The sequence below is a fragment of the Massilia sp. TSP1-1-2 genome (genome assembly GCF_049896185.1).
Classification (GTDB): Bacteria; Pseudomonadota; Gammaproteobacteria; order Burkholderiales; family Burkholderiaceae_D; genus Telluria_A.
The window spans coordinates 20,190-37,109 of record NZ_JAFCTU010000023.1 but is presented as its reverse complement, the minus strand read 5'-3'; the positions used below and the strand labels follow the sequence as shown (position 1 = coordinate 37,109).

At 59.4% G+C, this 16,920-nt stretch carries 17 protein-coding genes and 1 pseudogene; 5 read left to right on the top strand and 13 right to left on the bottom strand.

The window, feature by feature from the left end; all coding sequences use genetic code 11:
- Window positions 1-15 precede the first annotated feature (15 nt).
- The 3 genes from ACP7BV_RS18725 (at window position 16) to ACP7BV_RS18715 (ending at window position 2,208) form a co-directional block, all read left to right on the top strand.
- Window positions 16-213 (top strand): hypothetical protein, encoded by a 198-nt coding sequence (locus ACP7BV_RS18725; protein WP_426105950.1) that lies wholly within the window; start codon window positions 16-18, stop codon window positions 211-213.
- A complete protein-coding gene (locus ACP7BV_RS18720) occupies window positions 214-1,362 on the top strand; it encodes a DUF2345 domain-containing protein (RefSeq protein ID WP_426105948.1) in 1,149 nt (382 codons plus the stop codon).
- A gap of 279 nt (window positions 1,363-1,641) precedes the next feature.
- The gene (locus ACP7BV_RS18715) at window positions 1,642-2,208 is read left to right on the top strand and encodes a hypothetical protein (protein WP_426105947.1); all 567 of its coding nucleotides are present in this window, start codon (window positions 1,642-1,644) and stop codon (window positions 2,206-2,208) included.
- Between the two features lie 144 nt (window positions 2,209-2,352).
- Here the strand turns inward: ACP7BV_RS18715 and ACP7BV_RS18710 are convergent, their stop codons facing one another.
- The 7 genes and pseudogenes from ACP7BV_RS18710 to ACP7BV_RS18680 form a co-directional block, all read right to left on the bottom strand.
- Window positions 2,353-2,934 carry a DUF7686 domain-containing protein gene (locus ACP7BV_RS18710; protein WP_426105946.1) on the bottom strand — a complete coding sequence of 194 codons (582 nt, stop codon included), beginning with the start codon at window positions 2,932-2,934 and terminating at the stop codon, window positions 2,353-2,355.
- A gap of 12 nt (window positions 2,935-2,946) precedes the next feature.
- The gene (locus ACP7BV_RS18705; RefSeq protein ID WP_426105944.1) at window positions 2,947-3,909 is read right to left on the bottom strand and encodes a UPF0149 family protein; all 963 of its coding nucleotides are present in this window, start codon (window positions 3,907-3,909) and stop codon (window positions 2,947-2,949) included.
- A 76-nt stretch (window positions 3,910-3,985) separates the two neighbouring features.
- On the bottom strand, window positions 3,986-5,062 hold the full coding sequence (locus ACP7BV_RS18700; RefSeq protein ID WP_426105943.1) for a PDDEXK nuclease domain-containing protein: 1,077 nt from the start codon (window positions 5,060-5,062) through the stop codon (window positions 3,986-3,988).
- A 55-nt stretch (window positions 5,063-5,117) separates the two neighbouring features.
- The gene (locus ACP7BV_RS18695) at window positions 5,118-5,426 is read right to left on the bottom strand and encodes a hypothetical protein (protein WP_426105942.1); all 309 of its coding nucleotides are present in this window, start codon (window positions 5,424-5,426) and stop codon (window positions 5,118-5,120) included.
- A 167-nt stretch (window positions 5,427-5,593) separates the two neighbouring features.
- Window positions 5,594-6,004, bottom strand: coding sequence for a hypothetical protein (locus ACP7BV_RS18690; protein ID WP_426105941.1), 411 nt, complete (start codon window positions 6,002-6,004; stop codon window positions 5,594-5,596).
- Window positions 5,979-6,308, bottom strand: coding sequence for a hypothetical protein (locus ACP7BV_RS18685; RefSeq protein ID WP_426105939.1), 330 nt, complete (start codon window positions 6,306-6,308; stop codon window positions 5,979-5,981). The genes ACP7BV_RS18690 and ACP7BV_RS18685 overlap by 26 nt, the downstream gene beginning before the upstream one ends.
- Before the next feature lie 627 nt (window positions 6,309-6,935).
- Window positions 6,936-7,187: pseudogene (locus ACP7BV_RS18680) on the bottom strand (ATP-binding protein); the annotation flags it as partial.
- A 306-nt stretch (window positions 7,188-7,493) separates the two neighbouring features.
- Here ACP7BV_RS18680 and ACP7BV_RS18675 point away from each other — a divergent pair.
- Together ACP7BV_RS18675 and ACP7BV_RS18670 are read left to right on the top strand one after the other, a co-directional pair.
- Entirely contained in the window at window positions 7,494-9,587 is a 2,094-nt protein-coding gene (locus ACP7BV_RS18675; RefSeq protein WP_426105937.1) for an LpqB family beta-propeller domain-containing protein, read from the top strand.
- Window positions 9,588-9,769: 182 nt separating this feature from the next.
- Window positions 9,770-10,192: a hypothetical protein gene (locus ACP7BV_RS18670; RefSeq protein ID WP_426105935.1), complete on the top strand. Its 423-nt coding sequence runs from the start codon at window positions 9,770-9,772 to the stop codon at window positions 10,190-10,192.
- 50 nt (window positions 10,193-10,242) lie between these two features.
- Here ACP7BV_RS18670 and ACP7BV_RS18665 read toward each other — a convergent pair whose 3' ends face one another.
- The 6 genes from ACP7BV_RS18665 to ACP7BV_RS18640 form a co-directional block, all read right to left on the bottom strand.
- Window positions 10,243-10,662, bottom strand: a complete 420-nt coding sequence (locus ACP7BV_RS18665; RefSeq protein ID WP_426105934.1) for a hypothetical protein — start codon at window positions 10,660-10,662, stop codon at window positions 10,243-10,245.
- A gap of 251 nt (window positions 10,663-10,913) precedes the next feature.
- Entirely contained in the window at window positions 10,914-13,001 is a 2,088-nt protein-coding gene (locus ACP7BV_RS18660; protein WP_426105933.1) for a 3-hydroxyacyl-CoA dehydrogenase NAD-binding domain-containing protein, read from the bottom strand.
- Between the two features lie 210 nt (window positions 13,002-13,211).
- Window positions 13,212-13,916 carry an ABC transporter ATP-binding protein gene (locus ACP7BV_RS18655; RefSeq protein WP_426105932.1) on the bottom strand — a complete coding sequence of 235 codons (705 nt, stop codon included), beginning with the start codon at window positions 13,914-13,916 and terminating at the stop codon, window positions 13,212-13,214.
- Window positions 13,913-14,674 (bottom strand): ABC transporter ATP-binding protein, encoded by a 762-nt coding sequence (locus ACP7BV_RS18650; protein WP_426105930.1) that lies wholly within the window; start codon window positions 14,672-14,674, stop codon window positions 13,913-13,915. Before ACP7BV_RS18650 ends, ACP7BV_RS18655 begins: the two co-directional genes overlap by 4 nt.
- Window positions 14,671-15,951 carry a branched-chain amino acid ABC transporter permease gene (locus ACP7BV_RS18645; RefSeq protein ID WP_426105929.1) on the bottom strand — a complete coding sequence of 427 codons (1,281 nt, stop codon included), beginning with the start codon at window positions 15,949-15,951 and terminating at the stop codon, window positions 14,671-14,673. The genes ACP7BV_RS18650 and ACP7BV_RS18645 overlap by 4 nt, the downstream gene beginning before the upstream one ends.
- The gene (locus ACP7BV_RS18640; RefSeq protein WP_426105928.1) at window positions 15,948-16,892 is read right to left on the bottom strand and encodes a branched-chain amino acid ABC transporter permease; all 945 of its coding nucleotides are present in this window, start codon (window positions 16,890-16,892) and stop codon (window positions 15,948-15,950) included. The genes ACP7BV_RS18645 and ACP7BV_RS18640 overlap by 4 nt, the downstream gene beginning before the upstream one ends.
- Window positions 16,893-16,920: the final 28 nt, after the last annotated feature.

Genomic DNA, 16,920 nt, shown 5'->3' with positions numbered 1-16,920 from the left:
CGCATCGGCACGGAAGTGCTGGTCGATTTCATCGAAGGCGACATGGACCGCCCCGTCGTCGTCGCGCAGCTGTACACCGGATCGGATGCGCCGCCCTTCGCGGCCGGCATCGATTCCGGTGTCAACCATGCCGGCGTGCTGTCCGGGATCCACAGCCATAACTTCGACGGCAGCGGCTTTAACCAGTGGCAGCTGGACGACACGCCGGGCTAGGTGCGCACGCGCCTGGCAACCAGCACAGCGGCCACGCAACTCAGTCTGGGCTACCTGATCGCGCAGGCGCCCTCCTCCGCGCAGCGCGGCGAGTATCGCGGCAGAGGCTTCGAGCTGCGCACCGATGCCTGGGGCGTGGTGCGCGGCGGCGAAGGCGTGCTGCTCTCGACCACTGGCCGCTACCAGCAAGGCAGCGGCGTGGCCTCGACCCAGCTCGATGTAGCCGAGGCGGTTTCGCGGTCCACCGGGGCTGCCGACCTGGGCAAGCACCTGGGCGACGCGGCCGTGCAGCAAAAGGCCTTATTCAGCAAGGACGCGGACAACGCGCAGCAGGACTTCATCGCCCAGATCGATCCAAAGGCGAAAGGCAAGCACGCCGGACCGGTCAACGGTCAGGAAGCGGCCAAGGCGCAAGCCGGCGAGCGCGAACTCGACACCGAGCAACCAGTGGAGAAATTTGCGGCGCCGCTCGTGGTGATGGAGTCGCCGACCAATATCAACTGGGCGACGCCCGCCTCGACCGTCATCTTCGCGGGACAGCACATGCAGTGGACCACGCAGTCCGACCTGCACCTTGCTGCGGCGCACACGGTGTCGTCGGTGGCTGCGAACGCGGTCAACCTGTTCACGCATGCCGGGGGCATTCAGGCCATCGCCGGCAACGGACCGGTGTCGCTGCAGGCGCATACCGACCAACTGGAGATTTTGGCGGACAAGGCCATCACGATTGTTTCGGTGAACGGCAGTATCGAGATCAAGGGCAGCGAACGAATTACGTTGCAAGCAGGACAGTCATCGATCACGTTGGAAGGCGGGAATATTACGTTTGCATGTCCCGGTAACTTTTCTGTCAAGGGCGGACAACATGTGTTTGACGGGGGCGCGCGCGCCGAAGCGTCGTCGGCACCGCTCCCATCTTCAAAATTGAGCCTGTTCAATCGCCAAATGCAGCTCAGTGCGCTGGACACTGGCGAAATCCTGGCTGAGACTCCTTATTTCATTCGATTGGACGATGGCGTTGTGTACCACGGCCGAACCGATTCGGATGGGCTTACCGACCTGGCCCAAGACCAGGCCGCGCTCCAAGGGAAGGTCGATTTCGGCCATGAGGCAATGAAACTAATCGCAAATTTTAAGGCAAAAGCATGAGCTCGCCATTTAACATACTGAAGACTGATGTTAATGGCGTCGCGCTCGGCAAGCGCGCCGTGGGCAACCCTGAGCGGCTGAAGCTGACACCAGCTCAGGAAAAGGACAAACTGGCCAAGGGAAAACTATTCCGAAGGCAAGAAACCGACACGTATAAATTAGGACCGGCGCAGCGCCCCGTATTCGAACACGACAACGGGCACCTGGGGGATCGTGGCATGCCAAAGCAGCCGCTGCGAAAACCGACGGCACTCTGTCAACAACGCGACCAAGGCGCTCATGAAAACACAACAGGCAACAAATTCCCGATCGCTCCTTGGAAAAGCAGTCCGGATCGGGAAATGGGCATTTTTGATTTTCGTGGCGCTGCTCGCTCTGTCGATCATGTATCTTCTGACACGAACACCTGCGCCCACCGATCCTGCGCCGCCGATCGAGACCAGCATCGCCGAGCTTCGCAAGCGGATAGATATTCAGATTCCGATCAAGAGCGTGCAATGGCAGGAATTCGGATCACCCGAATACCTCGGCGCGGGGGCACCAGGCCCAACCGATAACGTCATCCTTGTTGCAGAGATGCAGACTAGCGAGTCCAACTGGTTTAAGCCTGAGCCGACGAGTGAATTCATCATGCGGGTGGTACCGGAATCTGCGCGTCCCTGGTTGTCCGAACCGTTTAAAGCCGAGATGAAAAAGTCCATGCCGAGAAACGATTATCGGCCAGCTATTGCGTGCAAGGACTACTCCACGACCTTTACGAAAACGAAAAACCCCGTGGAAGGATTTATTTGCGCGGCTCAAGGGAAGGTGCTTCTATACCTTTGGATATCGAGCTCCGGGACATAGCACCAACATTCGTTAGTGGACAATCTCATAGACCAAGTGCAGCACCCTCTCCTGCAAAAGTGCCGCCATGGAGCCACCGATTGAACCACGGCCTGGTACCACGGCCGGCCAAGGTCACTTCGACGTTGGCGGCTGCGGCCGACATCAGACCTCATCGCTGCGGTCGGCAACCTCAAGCTTGAACTGCCATCCCTCGAAACACATCAACGCATGTCCAAGCTCGTCCCAGGAGAACTCTTGCCCATCGATCGTAACGAGCGGCAAGCGGTCCTCGGCGGCATCGTCAGAGCCGATGCGCCCTCGGACGGTCTCCTCGATGATTTCCAGACCGAGCCTTCCGCGTCTAACGTGCATCACCGCCAAGGCGCGGCGCATTTTTTCCACGAGACGCCCACACAGGGCAAATAAGTCTTCGCGCGGATCGCCGATGATCTGGAATTCGTAGCCGCCCGGCGCGCCGTCGCGAAGCTCGAATGCCTCCAGCGAGACGATGTCACCGAGCAGATGGGTACGCAGGTGAAACTCGTGCATCACTCCGTTGCAATCGGATAGCTTGACTGGTTCAAGACGGACATGCTCGAACTTATCGAGACCAACACGCGTGGCTACCTCGCTGTTGAAACAACGGGAACACAGCACCCGATAGCCCACATCGATTGACCCGTAGTTGACGGTGTCGTAGCCCGCCGTGACGGCACCACACCCTGCACAGACGATTTCAGACACGCTGCTCCCTCCTCAATGCAGTGTTGATGGCGCCGTCGGCGTACCGCCACAGCATTTTTTGACTTTCTTACCGCTGCCACAAGGACAAGGATCGTTGCGCCCGACCTTCGGTGTCGCCCGGACGATGGGCATCGCCGGCATGGGGGCGTGGCCGCGCATTGCTCGCCGCGATTTCCAGTAGGTGGCAATCTCCACCAACGACGGCACTACGGCATCGATCCATCGGGCAGCATCGCCTTGCTTGTCGGTGATCGCCATGCCGTCTTCGGTCCCCAAGCGCATGAATGGCGCGAACCAGGTCGGTCGTCCGACGGCGAGCAGGCTCCATGCGCGCTCGTCGAACTGGAAACCGCAGAGGAAACCGTCTGACCATTCAGCGGCGCCGTAGTCTGCGCCGCGCAAGAACATGGGCTCGAAACCGGCCGGGTCGGTGTTGAAAGCCTCGACGACCGCATTGTAATGCCGCATCAGCAGCAAGAGGACACGGTTCGCATCCGAGCTCTTGTCGAACACGGGCTCGGCCCGGCCATCGACATGGTCCCATACCCATGGCAACCATGCGGACGGGGGAATCAGCTCGGGACCGATGGCGATCGCGGCAAGGTAGCCATCGAACATCGCAAGATCCATCGACGTCGATTCTATCGATTCGTGGGCAAGATAATCATCAAGTTGGCAAAGTTCGGCATCGGACAAGCCGTGCATTGCGTTGCGCTTGTCCTGACCAGACGGCGGGCCGATCACCGCATCGATGCCTTGTTCATCAATAGTACGCATAGCCTCGTCTAGCGCCGCCTGGTCGGTCGGGAACAGATCATCCCAAACGGTCGAGTTACCGTGCTCGTCGACCACCTCGAGTATCCAATCCTCATTCTCCGCGCGATAAATTTCCACCTGCACGCTCCTTCCGCTACGGCTTACGGTCTGATTCAGAGAGGAATAGATAATGGGCGTGTCTTCGTCGATATTTGTCACTTTTTTCAATCCTGATCGTGCTGCTTGTTGGTGCGTGCTAAAAGGGGAAAACAGGAGAAACTCTGGAAAGGGTACCTTAAGGTTTTTTCCATTGTTTATCTTCCCAGGTGTGTTGTTGTGCTTGTTGAAGCTGGGCGCGCCCGCGGTCGAGCTCGGCGCGCAGTTCGTCTTCGCTGGGCAGGACTAGTTTGTATTTGCTGGCCAACAGTTGCTCGTTGCCGTGCAAGACGGAATAGCGCACCACCGAGGCATTCTTGTGCGTGCACAGGATGATGCCGACGGTTGGGTTGTCGTCCGGGCCGCGCTTGAGTTCGTCGTACATGCGGACATACATGTCCATTTGGCCGATGTCCTGATGACTCAGCTCGCTCCGCTTGAGATCGAAAATGACGAAGCACTTGAGCAAGTAGTTGTAAAACACCAAGTCGATATAAAAATCGCGGCTTTCGGTACTGATGCGCTGCTGGCGGGCGACAAAGGCGAAGCCCTTGCCCAGTTCCAGCAGGAAGGCCTGCAGTTGGCCCATCAATGCCTGTTCGAGTTCGCTCTCCAACAGCGCGCCGGCACCCGGCAGGCCGAGGAACTCCAGCAGCACTGGATCGCGTACGAATTCGCGTGGACTCTCGCTCAGCGCCGTCAGTTGGCCGCTGGCTTCCCGTTCGACAGCGGCGCGGTCCTGGCTGGCCAGCAGGCGTTCGTAGTACAGTGTGCCGATCTGAAACCCTAACGCGCGCGAACTCCAGTTCTGCGCTGCCGCTTCGCTCATGTACCACTGCCGGGCCGTGTCACTGTCTACCCGCAATAGCGTCCGATAGTGGGTCCAGCTCAATTCGTGACGCAGTGCGTCACACTTTGGAAATGCCTGATAAAACTGGCGCATGTACCGAAGGTTGGACGCATCAAAACCCTTACCAAATTCGGCAGTCAATGCCGTGGCCAGTTCAGACAGTAGGCGCTTGCCGTAGGCTGCGCGCGCCGCGCCGCCCTGCTCGAACTCAACTATATGCCGGCCCAGCTCCCAACAAGTTTGCACTTGGATGACATCGACAGCGCGTAGCGCGCGCTGGCGTGCCGCGCGGATCAGCTCCCCAAGTTCAGCTAGCAGTGCAGGGATATCTGGTTCCGAACCGGGCATAAGATTCGATTCAGTCATTTGCGTGGTTTTCCTAGGTGTTCGACTGTCGTGATTGAAAGGTCGGGGACCGAGCTTAATGCTGCGTAAGCCACAGTATGCACAGCGTTGCTATCCCGCCAAGCGCGGAGATGCCGAGTAGCTTCAGAAAATTCCAACCGAACGCTGGGGGGGGAGAAGTACAGGCCAATTCTCGCGCCTCATGTTCGTCCAGCAGTTGTTGCGTCAATCGAATCGTCCTTTCATAGTTGTTCCTCATTGCGCTATGTTTTTTGGCCGTCGGCGAAAGCTTATCCAGTTCCTGTTGCAGCTCTTGCAGTGAATCTCGGAGCGCTTGCTTGCTGCCAGCCAGCGGAGAGGGCGGGACGTCGGCGGGATGTCTCATATTTTCCTATCTGTAATACGTTTTTCTGCCATTACCCGCCAGCAGATTACTCATCAAGACCGCGGCCAACCGCTTGAGCATATGGCTCTCCGCGTAGATGCCGCTCCAATATCGCTTGTTCAAGCTGATCGATCTTTGACTGAAGATGAAGCCATCGAGTCTTCTCCTTATACATATCGCCGGCTGACAAGCCTTGTGTCATAGGGACCGAATCCGCAAGCTTTTCGAACACTATTCCAAAACAAGATGGCTGGACTTATTGGGTGCACGACTGTGAGCGGAAAGCTGTATGTCTTTGCAAGCGACGTAAGCAACGCCAGCCCATACCCTTTTCGCCTAAAAGGAGGTGCAATCTTAATCTCAAAAAGGTATACACGGTCGGTTAATGGCGACACACCGTACTCAGTGCTTCCTACAGCCGCGCCCTCGGAATTGTGGATGGTCTCCGTGATATAGGGGTTGGGCGCCGTGAACGCTTCGGCAGAATATACCTTCTTCAAAATTTTTAAAGTAACTGCCGGTAAGGTACGCGAGGCGGGTGCATGACCACCGCTAAAAAAATCTGTAAATTTGCTCATTTGTTTCTCCTTCCTCCGACGGCCGGCCAGGTAACGGTAGCGGAAGCGCGGATGTCCCTCGAACTAAATTGACCATGAAATTTGTCGTGACCATCCAGGCGCTACTTTCTTTGGCGTTAAGTCGACGAGCAACGGCAAACCCGACGATGGCCATGACACCCATTCCGATAGCCTGCCATTCGAACCCATCGAAAACATCTGGTTCGCCGATGCGCGCGACCGTCTTGCCAAAAATTACCCACGCGAGCATAGGCAGGGCCAGGCCGAATAAAAATTGAAGCAGGACATCCAGGAACCGTTTCATAGTCCATTTTCCTATATATTAGGACCGCGGCACAGCAGCCAGGCGCTGACCAAGGGCTTCGAGCTCGCCCCCCATACGGCCAACCTCGAAACCCTTTGCAACACCGATGCCGGACAGGTGCGGATAGGCGAACAACTGGTGTCAATTTCCGGCATTAAGGCGCCACCCATTTCCGGCGTAATGGCGCCACTTTGACCACCAATTTTAGGGGCTCAAACTGGGTTGCAAGAATGCTCGATTTCGAGCGTTTTGGCAACATCGTTTTTGACGGAAATGGGAGTTTTTAGGCTGGCAATTTGTTGCCCGGAATGCCGCTCAGGCCCTCGGCGAGACCGGCGCGAGGTGCCGCGAAGGCCGCTGGGAGGTTCTTCCCAGTGGCAGCCCATGGCAGTGCGGGGTCTGGGGCAGAGTCCCAGCGTGGATGAATTCGCGCCATTTTGACCAGACTGGACGCCGGTCAAAGTAGAAAGGGGGAACTCACGCCGGGGATGGCCCAGAACGAATTCCCCCTCGCGTCGCTTGCCTATATAAACGATTTATATCGTTAATGCCAACTCATTTCGGCGACGCCTTCCGTCCCTTCTCGATTGGTGGTTTGGACACTTCCGATGCTGGCGGCAGAGCGCGCATCTTGTTCGCGGCGAAGGCCGCACCCCATTCGTCGGAGTGGAGATTCGACGTCAGGATCGTGGCCGTTCTCTCGTAGCGCTCAGCAATCAGATCGTGGAAGTCCTCGTCCTCGGGCGGACGGAGCGGTTTCAGCCCAAAGTCATCAATGATCAGCAGCGCCACCTTGCTGAGGTATTGCAGGCGCCGTTCGTACGTGCCCATCGCTTGCGCGGTGCGCAGGCTGGCCATCAGCTGGGTCTGGGTGATGAAGGCTGCATTGCAAGGCAATAGCGGGCAATCAGTCCTGCATCAATTGCATCATTTTTTTTGCGTATATTCTCGCTTTTCCCGAACCCCTTAATACAGGCTGGGTTGACACACTGACCCGGATGCCAGCGGCATGCAGGGCTATAGCGAGCGGGAGTTCCCCCATTACGACACGGCCCCAGCCGTAACGGGCCTCTACGGACCAGTTCGTGTCGTAATGGGGGAACTGACCCCGGGGGTGATTTTTAGTATGATGGCGGGATAGAGCTGTGCCTGCTGGCACTTTTTTCAATGTTGAGGATGAATGCGATGATGTCACGTCTGTTGATCATGGGTGCTGCAGTGTTGCCCGTTGTGCTGGGTGCGAATGCTGCGATGGCGGCGCCGCGCGGCTTTGCCGTCGAGGATCTGGTGCGGCTCGAACGCGTTGGCAGCCCGGCCCTTTCGCCCGATGCTTCGCGCGTGGTGTACACGGTGCGCAGCACGAATATGGAGAAGAACAAGGGCAACACGCAATTGTGGATGCTCGACCTGCGCAAGCCGAACGCGGCGCCGGTGCGTCTGACCCAGGGCGAGGCCAGCAGCACCGATCCCGAATGGTCGCCCACAGGCGACGCCGTCTATTTCCTGTCTTCCCGCTCCGGCTCGTCCCAGGTCTGGCGCCAGCCGGCAGGCGGGGGCGACGCCTTGAAAGTGACGGACTTGCCGCTCGATGTCGATAACTTCCGCCTCTCGCCAACGGGCGAGCGCATCGCCCTCGGCCTGGCCGTGTTTCGTGATTGCGCCGACCTCCCATGCAGCAAGAAGCGCATCGATGAAATGGAAAACAGCAAGCAACACGGCAAGGTCTATGACCGCCTCTTCGTACGCCATTGGGATACCTGGGCCGACGGGCGCAATGCGGTGCTGTTCTCGGCCCCGCTCGACGCCACCGGCCGCATCAAAGGCGCACCGGTCAGCCTGTCAGGCGCGCTCGACGGTGACGTGCCGTCCAAGCCTTTCGGCGACCGCGACGAATACCGCTTCAGCCCGGACGGCAAATCGGTCATCTTTTCGGTGCGCATCGCCGGCAAGACGGAAGCTTGGTCGACCAACTTCGACTTGTTCCAGGTGCCGGCCGAAGGCGGCGCCGCGCCGCGCAACCTGACGCCGGAAAATCCGGCCTGGGATACCAAGCCGACGTTCTCACCCGACGGCAAGACGCTCGCTTACCTGGCCATGAGCAAACCGGGCTTTGAAGCGGACCGCTTCCAGCTGATGATGCTGGACCTGGCCACCGGCAAAAAGCGCAAGGTTGCAGCCAGTTGGGACCGCTCGATCGCCGATTTCCGCTTTACGCCCGACGGCAGCGCCGTGCTCGCCACTGCGGACGACGTGGGGCAGCATCGCCTGTTTTCGATCAACGTTGCCAGCGGCAAGGTCACGCCGCTCAGCGACAAGGGTTACGTCAGCGCCTTTGACGTGCGCGGCGACACGATCGTGATGGCGCAAGCAAACCTCAGTTCCCCGGCGCAGTTGTTCAAGACCACGCTGGGCGCCACCGCTCCCGTCGAACTGGCCCAGCTTACCCAGCTTACCCAGCTCAACGCAGAGGCGCTCAAGGACGTGCGCTTTGGCCAGGCCGAGCAGTTCTCGTTTCAGGGCGCCAATGGCGACACGGTCTACGGTCACGTCATGAAGCCGTGGAACGCGGTTGCGGGCGTCAAGTATCCGATCGCCTTTCTGGTCCACGGCGGCCCGCAAGGCAGCTTCGGCAATGCGTGGAGCTATCGCTGGAACCCGCAAACCTATGCCGGCGCCGGCTACGCGACGGTTTTCATCGACTTTCACGGTTCAACCGGCTACGGCCAGCAATTTACCGATGCGATCAGCAATGACTGGGGTGGAAAACCGCTGGTTGACCTGAAAAAAGGCCTGGATGCAGCGGTCAAGAAGTTTCCATGGCTGGACCGCAACCGTAGCTGCGCGCTGGGCGCGTCCTATGGCGGCTACATGATGAATTGGATCGCCGGCAACTGGTCCGATGGCTTTCGCTGCCTGGTCAACCATGACGGTGTCTTCGATACGCGCGGCATGGCGTACTCGACTGAGGAACTGTGGTTCACGGAATGGGAAAATGGCGGCACCTATTTTGACAAGCCGGCAAGCTACGAGAAATTTAACCCGGTCCATTTCGTCAAGAATTGGAAGACGCCGATGCTGGTCATCCAGGGCGACCTCGACTTCCGCATCCCGACTTCGCAGGGCCTGGGGACCTTCAGCGCGCTGCAGCGCCGCGGTATCGAAAGCAAGCTGGTCGTGTTCCCGGATGAAAACCATTGGGTGCTCAAGCCGGCCAATTCCGTGCAGTGGCATCACACTGTGAACGCATGGTTGGACAAGCACTTGCAACCCGCGAAGTAAATTGTTCAAGCCAAGCTGAAAAGGCCCGCCGCGCGCGGGCTTTTTCATGTCTGCCGTACTGCTCGCACTAGGTTAATGTTGCCGCACGGAAAAACAATTCTCGGCAAATTGGTTTATTGGTACAATGACATCAAGAAGCGCCGACCTGCATTTGCAGCCGGGCGACCAACCGGAGATTGACCTTGCGTACACCATTTTTGAAATTGACTGCCATTTGCGCCCTTCTGATTGCAGCCGGTTGCCAAACGACCGGCACCTCCACCAGCGGCAACGCACAGCAGGAAACGCCACCGCCGAAAAACCCGGCCTTTGCCACCGAGATGAGCAAGTTCGATGCGCAATTCCCTAGCGCCAAGGCGAGCAAATACGAAAACGAATCCCTCGCTTTCAACAATGCCCAAAAGCTCGATGAAAAAGGCAATTGCCATGGCAAGTCGATGTATCCAGTGACCATTGTCCTGGTCCTCGACGCTTCCGGCCGCGTGGCCAGCAGCACTACCGACGTTGAAAACGGAAAAGCTGCCTGCTTCCGCGCCGCGTACGCCGGCGTGCAATTTCCCAAGCCGCCAATGGCCGGCTACCGCAAGCCAATTTTGCTGAAGTGATAAAAGCGGCCCGCCATGGGCCGCTGTGTGACCGGCCGTCGCCGCGCGCCTCAGGAAGGCGACTGGCGCCGGATCGCAATGGCCAGCGCGCTCAGCCCGGCCAGCAGTAACACTTCCGACGCAGGTTCCGTGACATCTTTGACGGCCGCGCCTGGCTGTGCCAGCGTCGACTGCACACGCAAAACTTCGGCCCTACCGCCATTCCCATCCAGGTAATGAAACGCGTTGGGCAAGTTCACATAGCTCAGCAAATGATTGATTGTCAGTTCATCCCTGCCGTCAGTTCGCATCACTGCGACAGGATTTGCGACTGTGGAAGGAAGCGGGAACGCACGAGCGTCCTGGAAGACAACAGAAGCGCCGGCCGCAGATGCCAGCACCGGACGCTGCGCGGTGGCGGATGCCGCGTGAGCCCCCTGCACAAGCGCGCTTGAAAACAATAAACCAACGACGAATTTATAATTCTTCATGGCATCATCTCTTGTCGAAATTGTACTTCCATTAGAACATAATTCCTGTCGAAAAAACACTGCACGTTTGCATCCGGGACAGAATTACAACGAGTTACTGATGAGCATTTATTCCCGGCGATTCCCGATCATGTCGGATCGCCGCTGAGTAGTCATTTGGACCCGGCGAACAAAGCGTGGTTCACTGCCGATGGCATCAGACGAAAAAAAACCGCTATCGCTAGCGGTTTTGTTCAGCGCGACAGCACTGTCTATCCGTTAAATCCCTTGCCCTCGGCGGCGAGCCTGACCATCAGCGGCGCCGGTTTCCAGGCGTCGCCGTGGCGAGCCGCCGCGTACTTTTCCATCGCGATCAGCACGTTCGACAAGCCAACCGCATCGGCGTAGAACATCGGCCCACCGCGAAACACGGGGAAGCCATAGCCGGTCAGGTACACCATGTCGATGTCCGAAGCGCGCATCGCGATGCCCTCGTCCAGGATCTGCGCGCCCTCGTTTACCAAGGAATAGACAAGCCGTTCGACGATCTCCTGGTCGCTGATCTTGCGCCGCTCCACACCAATGTCAGCCGAGTGCTTGACGATCATGTCATTGACTTCCTGCGACGGGTAAGCTTTGCGGTCGCCCGCCTTGTAGTCGTACCAGCCGGCGCCGGTCTTCTGGCCGTAGCGGTTCATTTCGCACAGCAGGTCAGCGGTTTGGGAGTAGGTGATTTCCGGCGACTCGACATAACGACGCTTGCGGATGTACCAGCCGATATCGTTGCCGGCCAGGTCGCCCATGCGAAACGGTCCCATCGCAAAGCCGAATTTTTCGACTGCCTTGTCAACCTGTTCCGGCAAACAGCCTTCTTCAAGCAGGAAGCCGGCCTGGCGGCTGTATTGCTCGATCATGCGGTTGCCGATGAAGCCGTCGCATACGCCCGACACCACGCCCGTTTTGCGCAGCTTTTTCGACAGCGCCAGCGTAGTAGCCAGCACGTCCTTGCCGGTGTGCTTGCCGCGCACGATTTCCAGCAACTTCATCACGTTGGCCGGGCTGAAAAAGTGGGTGCCGACCACATCTTGCGGGCGACCGGTAAAGCCGGCAATCTTGTCCAGGTCGAGCGTGGAAGTGTTCGACGCGAGGATGGCGCCGCTCTTCATTACCGCATCCAACTGCTTGAACACGGCTTCCTTCACGCCCATGTCCTCGAACACCGCTTCGACCACGATGTCGGCGTCGGCGATGTCGGCGTACGCCAGCGTGCCGCTGATCAGCGCCACGCGCTGTTCAAATTTCTCGGGCGTGAGCTTGCCCTTTTTCATCGTGTTTTCGTAGTTCTTGCGGATCGTGGCGATGCCCTTGTCCAGCGCTTCCTGCTTGGTTTCCAGCAGCACGACGGGAATGCCGGCGTTGACGAAGTTCATCGCGATGCCCCCGCCCATGGTGCCAGCGCCGATAATGGCGGCTTTTTTGATCTCGCGCGTCGGTGTATCGGCCGGCACGTCGGGGACCTTGCTGGCGATCCGTTCAGCAAAGAACGCATGGCGCAGCGCCTTCGATTCCGGGGTCTGGATCAGATGCAGGAAACGCTCGCGCTCGAATTTCAGGCCATCGTCGAATTTTTTCGTGACCGACGCGGCCACGGTTTCAACGCACTCGAGCGGTGCGGGGAAAGCACCGGCCATGGCCTTGACGGTATTGCGCGTAAATTGCAGGAAGGCTTCGTGGTTCGGATAGTCAACCTTGCGGTCGCGCACGCGCGGCAAGGGGCGCACGTCAGCGACCTTGTTGGCAAAGGCGATGGCTGCGTCGAGCAGGTTGGCTTCTGGCGCGAACACTTCGTCAAACAGGGCGGTCTTGGCCAGCCGTTCGGAGGCAATCGCGGTACCGGAGACCACCATGTTCAATGCCATCTCCAGGCCCAGCAAGCGCGGCAGGCGCTGGGTGCCGCCGGCACCTGGCAGCAAGCCAAGCTTGACTTCAGGCAGGGCGATCTGGGCGCCGGGCATGGCGACGCGGTAGTTGCAGCCGAGCGCAAGCTCAAGGCCGCCGCCCATGCAAACGCTGTGGATGGCCGCAACGACCGGCTTGGTGGAGCCTTCGGCAACGTTGATCAAGGTATGCAGCGTCGGTTCGGCCAGCGCCTTGGGGGAATTGAATTCCTTGATGTCGGCGCCGCCTGAAAAAGCCTTGCCGGCGCCGGTGATGACGATCGCCTTGACGGCGGCATCAAGCTGCGCGCGGCGGATGCCGGCTACGGCGGCGGTGCGCGTTTCAAGGCCCAGTCCGTTGACTGGCGGGTTGTTGAGTGTGATGACAGCGACGCTGCCATGAACTTGATATTCGGCACTCATGTCTCTTCCTTTATTGGTTGAATCAATCTGTCAACTATACATGATAATAGAACGGTCGTATTATTTTTTTGAGAGTCCCAACAGCGTCGCCACGTCGTGCCGACGCAAGGAGATTCCGCAAATTGATTGGTACCGCGTAGGTCGGAAAAGCGCAGCGCATTCCGACACTGCCGGCGTTACGATAACGCATGCAATGTCTACACTGTGTGCCTACACCTCCAACCACTCCTTGCGCACCACCGCATCGGCGCGCAGCGCCGCCGGCGTGCCCTCAAACACAATCGCCCCATGCCCCATCACATACACGCGCTGCGAAATCTCCAGCGCAATGGCCAGCTTTTGCTCCACCAGCAGCACCGAAATCCCCTTCTCCTTCAACGCCAGCAGATACTGCGCCACCAGCGCCACGATCTTGGGCGCCAGGCCTTCGGTCGGCTCGTCGATCATGATTAAATCCGGGTCGCCCATCAAGCTGCGGCACAAAGTCAGCATCTGCTGCTCCCCGCCCGACAAGAATCCCGCCGCCACCGTCCGCCGTTCCTCCAGCCGCGGGAACATGCGGTACATGTCGGCCAGCGACCAGCGTCCCGGCTTGCCGGTCTTCTTCTGCCCTAAAATCAGGTTCTGCTCCACCGTCAGCGTGGGGAAAATATCGCGGTTCTCCGGCACGTACGCCAGGCCCTTGTGCGCGATCTGGAACGCCTTCAGTCCCAGCATCTGTTCGCCCTTGAACAGCACCGAACCGGTGGCGCTGACCTGCCCCATCACCGCCTTGACCAGCGTCGAACGCCCCACGCCGTTGCGCCCCAACAGGCTCACAATCTCGCCCCGGCCAACCGTCAGGTCCACGCCATGCAAAATATGACCCTTGCCGTAGTACGCGTGCAGCCCTTTGACTTCAAGAATCGCGTTCATGCGTGCTCCTCGCTCGCGTCATGCCCAAGATAGGCCGACTGCACCGCCGCGTTGGCGCGGATATTGGCGGGCGTGTCGCAGGCGATCACTTCGCCGTAGACCAGCACCGCAATCTTGTCGGCCAGGCCGAACACCACGCTCATGTCGTGCTCCACCATCACCAGCGACTTGCCCACCGTGACCTTGCGGATCAACTCCACTGCCGCATCGGACTCGGAACGGCTCATGCCGGCCGTCGGCTCGTCGAGCAAAATGACGTCGGCGCCGCCGGCAATCGTGATGCCGATTTCCAGCGCGCGCTGTTCGGCGTAAGTCAGCACCCCGGCCAGCATCTTGCGCTGGCGCTGCATGCCGATCTGTTCCAGCACCTGCTCGGCGCGTTCGTGCGCGTCGCGCAGGCCGTTCAGGCGCTGCCAGAACGAGTACTTGTAACCGAGCGACCAAAGCACCGCGCAGCGCAGGTTTTCGTACACCGAAAGATTGACGAACAGATTACTGATCTGGAAACTGCGCGCCAGACCGAGCCGGTTGATCTCGAAGGGCTTGCGGTTTCTGATGCTGCTGCCATTTAAAAAAATATCTCCGTCGCTGATGCCAAAGCGGCCAGACACCAGGTTGAACAAGGTTGACTTGCCCGCCCCGTTCGGTCCGATCACGGCCACCCGTTCGCCCTTGGCCACGGTCAGGTTGGCGCCGCGGATAATTTCGGACTTGCCGAAGCTTTTTCTGACATCCTTCAGTTCAAGCGCGTAACTCATGTAGTCATCCCCGAGCGCTGTTTGGCCACGATGTCGGCATGTATTTCACTCCACAAGGCGTCGTAATGCGGCTGCACTTTCCGGTACAGCAGCAGCGCGCCGCCCACCAGCACGGCCACCACCACCCAGGGCGCGGCGCCCTTGGTGTCGATCTGGTGCCCCAGGCGCGTCATGATGGCGCCGTTGGCGCCTTCCAGCGTGATGTGGTACAGCATTTCGATCCCCATCACCACGCCGAGCAAGCCGACCAACCCCACCGCGCACACGGCCAGCAGCGGCTTACAGATGCGGCCGAACTGGCCATGGTTTGCCACCCGCAGCAGCATCAGGATCAAGCTTGCCAGCCCGGCCGGCGCATAGCGCACCAGCAGGATGAAGAACAGGCCCAGGTACAGCTGCCAGGCCGGCGTATAGTCCGACAGCATTACCGAAAAGAAAACGCCGACGATGGCGCCCAGCAGCGGCCCGAAAAAGAACGAGATCCCGCCGATGAACACGAACAGCAGTACCGCGCCCGAACGGATGGCGCTGACGTTTTCGGCGCTGACGATCTCGAAGTTGATCGCCCCCAGGGCGCCCGAAATGCCGGCGAAAAAAGCCGACAGGATCAGCGTCAGGTAGCGCACCGACTGCGTGTCGTAACCGATGAATTCAACCCGCTCCGGATTGTCGCGCACTGCGTTGACCATGCGCCCCAGCGGCGTTTGCGTGAACGCGAACATGGCAATGGTGCTGATAAAGAGCCAGAACGCGATCAGGTAGTACACCTGGATCTGCGGCCCGTAGCTGATGCCGAACAGTGCCTCGCCGCGCACCCGGTTGGTCGTGATGCCGCCCTCGCCGCCAAAAAAGCCCGGGAACATCAGCGAACTGGCGAACACCAGTTCCACCAGGCCGAGCGTGATCATGGCGAACGTGGTGCCCGATTTTTTGGTCGTTACGTAGCCGAACAACACGCCAAAGAACATCCCGGCCAGGCCACCGGCCAGCGGAATGAGCGTGGTGGGAATATGCGCGCCGACGCCGGTGCTGTTCATCATGTGGATGGCAAAAAACGCGCCCAGGCCCGAATACACCGCGTGCCCGAACGAGAGCATGCCGCCCTGCCCCAGCAGCATGTTGTACGACAGCGCAAAGATCATGACGGTGCCGATCTGCGACAGGATCGACAGCGCCGCGCCCTTAGTAAACACGAGGGGCGCCGCCAGGAGGACCAGCGCAAAGCCGCCCCACACCAGGTAGCGCGCCGCGTTCACGGGTGTGTAGGTGAGCCTCATTCGCGTGTCCCCATCAAGCCCTTGGGGCGGAAAATCAAAATCAGCACCAGCAGCAGGTACGGCAGGATCGCCGCGCTTTGCGAGATCGACAGCTTGAGTAGGTCGTAGCCTGGCGTGGCGTCCGTGATGTTGGCGCCCATGCCGTTAAACACCGACATCAACGAGTAGTCGAGCGCCACGGCGAACGTTTGCAGCACGCCGATCAGGATCGAAGCGACAAAGGCGCCGGCCAGCGACCCCATGCCGCCGACGACGACCACCACGAAGATGATGCTGCCCACGGTCGCGGCCATCCCCGGCTCGGTGACAAAGGCGTTGCCGCCGATGACGCCGGCCAGAGCCGCCAGCGCGCAGCCGCCGCCAAACACCCACATGAAAATGCGCGGCACATTGTGGCCCAGTGCTTCGGCGGCGTCAGGATGGGTTAGCGCGGCCTGGATCACGAGGCCCACGCGGGTGCGCGTGAGCACCAGGTAGATTGCCGCGAGCATCAGCAGCGCGACTAACATCATGAAGCCGCGGTACATGGGAAAGCTGGTTGAAAACAGGGTAAATAGCGCTCCGTCGAGCGAAGGCGGGATCGAGTACGCCACTGCGGCGCGGCCCCAGATCAGCTGCACCAGTTCAACGATCAGGTAGGACAGGCCGAAGGTAAACAGCAGTTCGGGAATATGGCCGTATTTGTGCAGCGGGCGCAGGCCATAGCGTTCGACCAGCGCTCCGATCAGGCCCACGGCGAGCGGCGCGAGCACCAGCGCGGGCCAGAAGCCCACCACGGAACTGATGGTGTAGGCCATGTAGGCCCCCAGCATGTAGAAACTGGCGTGCGCAAAGTTGAGCACGCCCATCATACTGAAGATGAGCGTCAGGCCGGACGAGAGCATGAACAGCAGCAGTCCGTAGCTGACGCCGTTCAGCAGGGTGAACAGCGTAAATTCCATGGAAACAATCGCAAAAGAAGAGGAAAAC

Excerpts from the sequence above, each read along its gene's own strand:
- ACP7BV_RS18715 (WP_426105947.1), top strand. The coding sequence starts at position 1,642 with ATGAAAACACAACAGGCAACAAATTCCCGATCGCTCCTTGGAAAAGCA.
- ACP7BV_RS18700 (WP_426105943.1), bottom strand. The coding sequence starts at position 5,062 with ATGACTGAATCGAATCTTATGCCCGGTTCGGAACCAGATATCCCTGCA.
- ACP7BV_RS18695 (WP_426105942.1), bottom strand. The coding sequence starts at position 5,426 with ATGAGACATCCCGCCGACGTCCCGCCCTCTCCGCTGGCTGGCAGCAAG.
- ACP7BV_RS18690 (WP_426105941.1), bottom strand. The coding sequence starts at position 6,004 with ATGAGCAAATTTACAGATTTTTTTAGCGGTGGTCATGCACCCGCCTCG.
- ACP7BV_RS18685 (WP_426105939.1), bottom strand. The coding sequence starts at position 6,308 with ATGAAACGGTTCCTGGATGTCCTGCTTCAATTTTTATTCGGCCTGGCC.
- ACP7BV_RS18675 (WP_426105937.1), top strand. The coding sequence starts at position 7,494 with ATGATGTCACGTCTGTTGATCATGGGTGCTGCAGTGTTGCCCGTTGTG.
- ACP7BV_RS18665 (WP_426105934.1), bottom strand. The coding sequence starts at position 10,662 with ATGAAGAATTATAAATTCGTCGTTGGTTTATTGTTTTCAAGCGCGCTT.
- ACP7BV_RS18660 (WP_426105933.1), bottom strand. The coding sequence starts at position 13,001 with ATGAGTGCCGAATATCAAGTTCATGGCAGCGTCGCTGTCATCACACTC.
- ACP7BV_RS18655 (WP_426105932.1), bottom strand. The coding sequence starts at position 13,916 with ATGAACGCGATTCTTGAAGTCAAAGGGCTGCACGCGTACTACGGCAAG.
- ACP7BV_RS18650 (WP_426105930.1), bottom strand. The coding sequence starts at position 14,674 with ATGAGTTACGCGCTTGAACTGAAGGATGTCAGAAAAAGCTTCGGCAAG.
- ACP7BV_RS18645 (WP_426105929.1), bottom strand. The coding sequence starts at position 15,951 with ATGAGGCTCACCTACACACCCGTGAACGCGGCGCGCTACCTGGTGTGG.
- ACP7BV_RS18640 (WP_426105928.1), bottom strand. The coding sequence starts at position 16,892 with ATGGAATTTACGCTGTTCACCCTGCTGAACGGCGTCAGCTACGGACTG.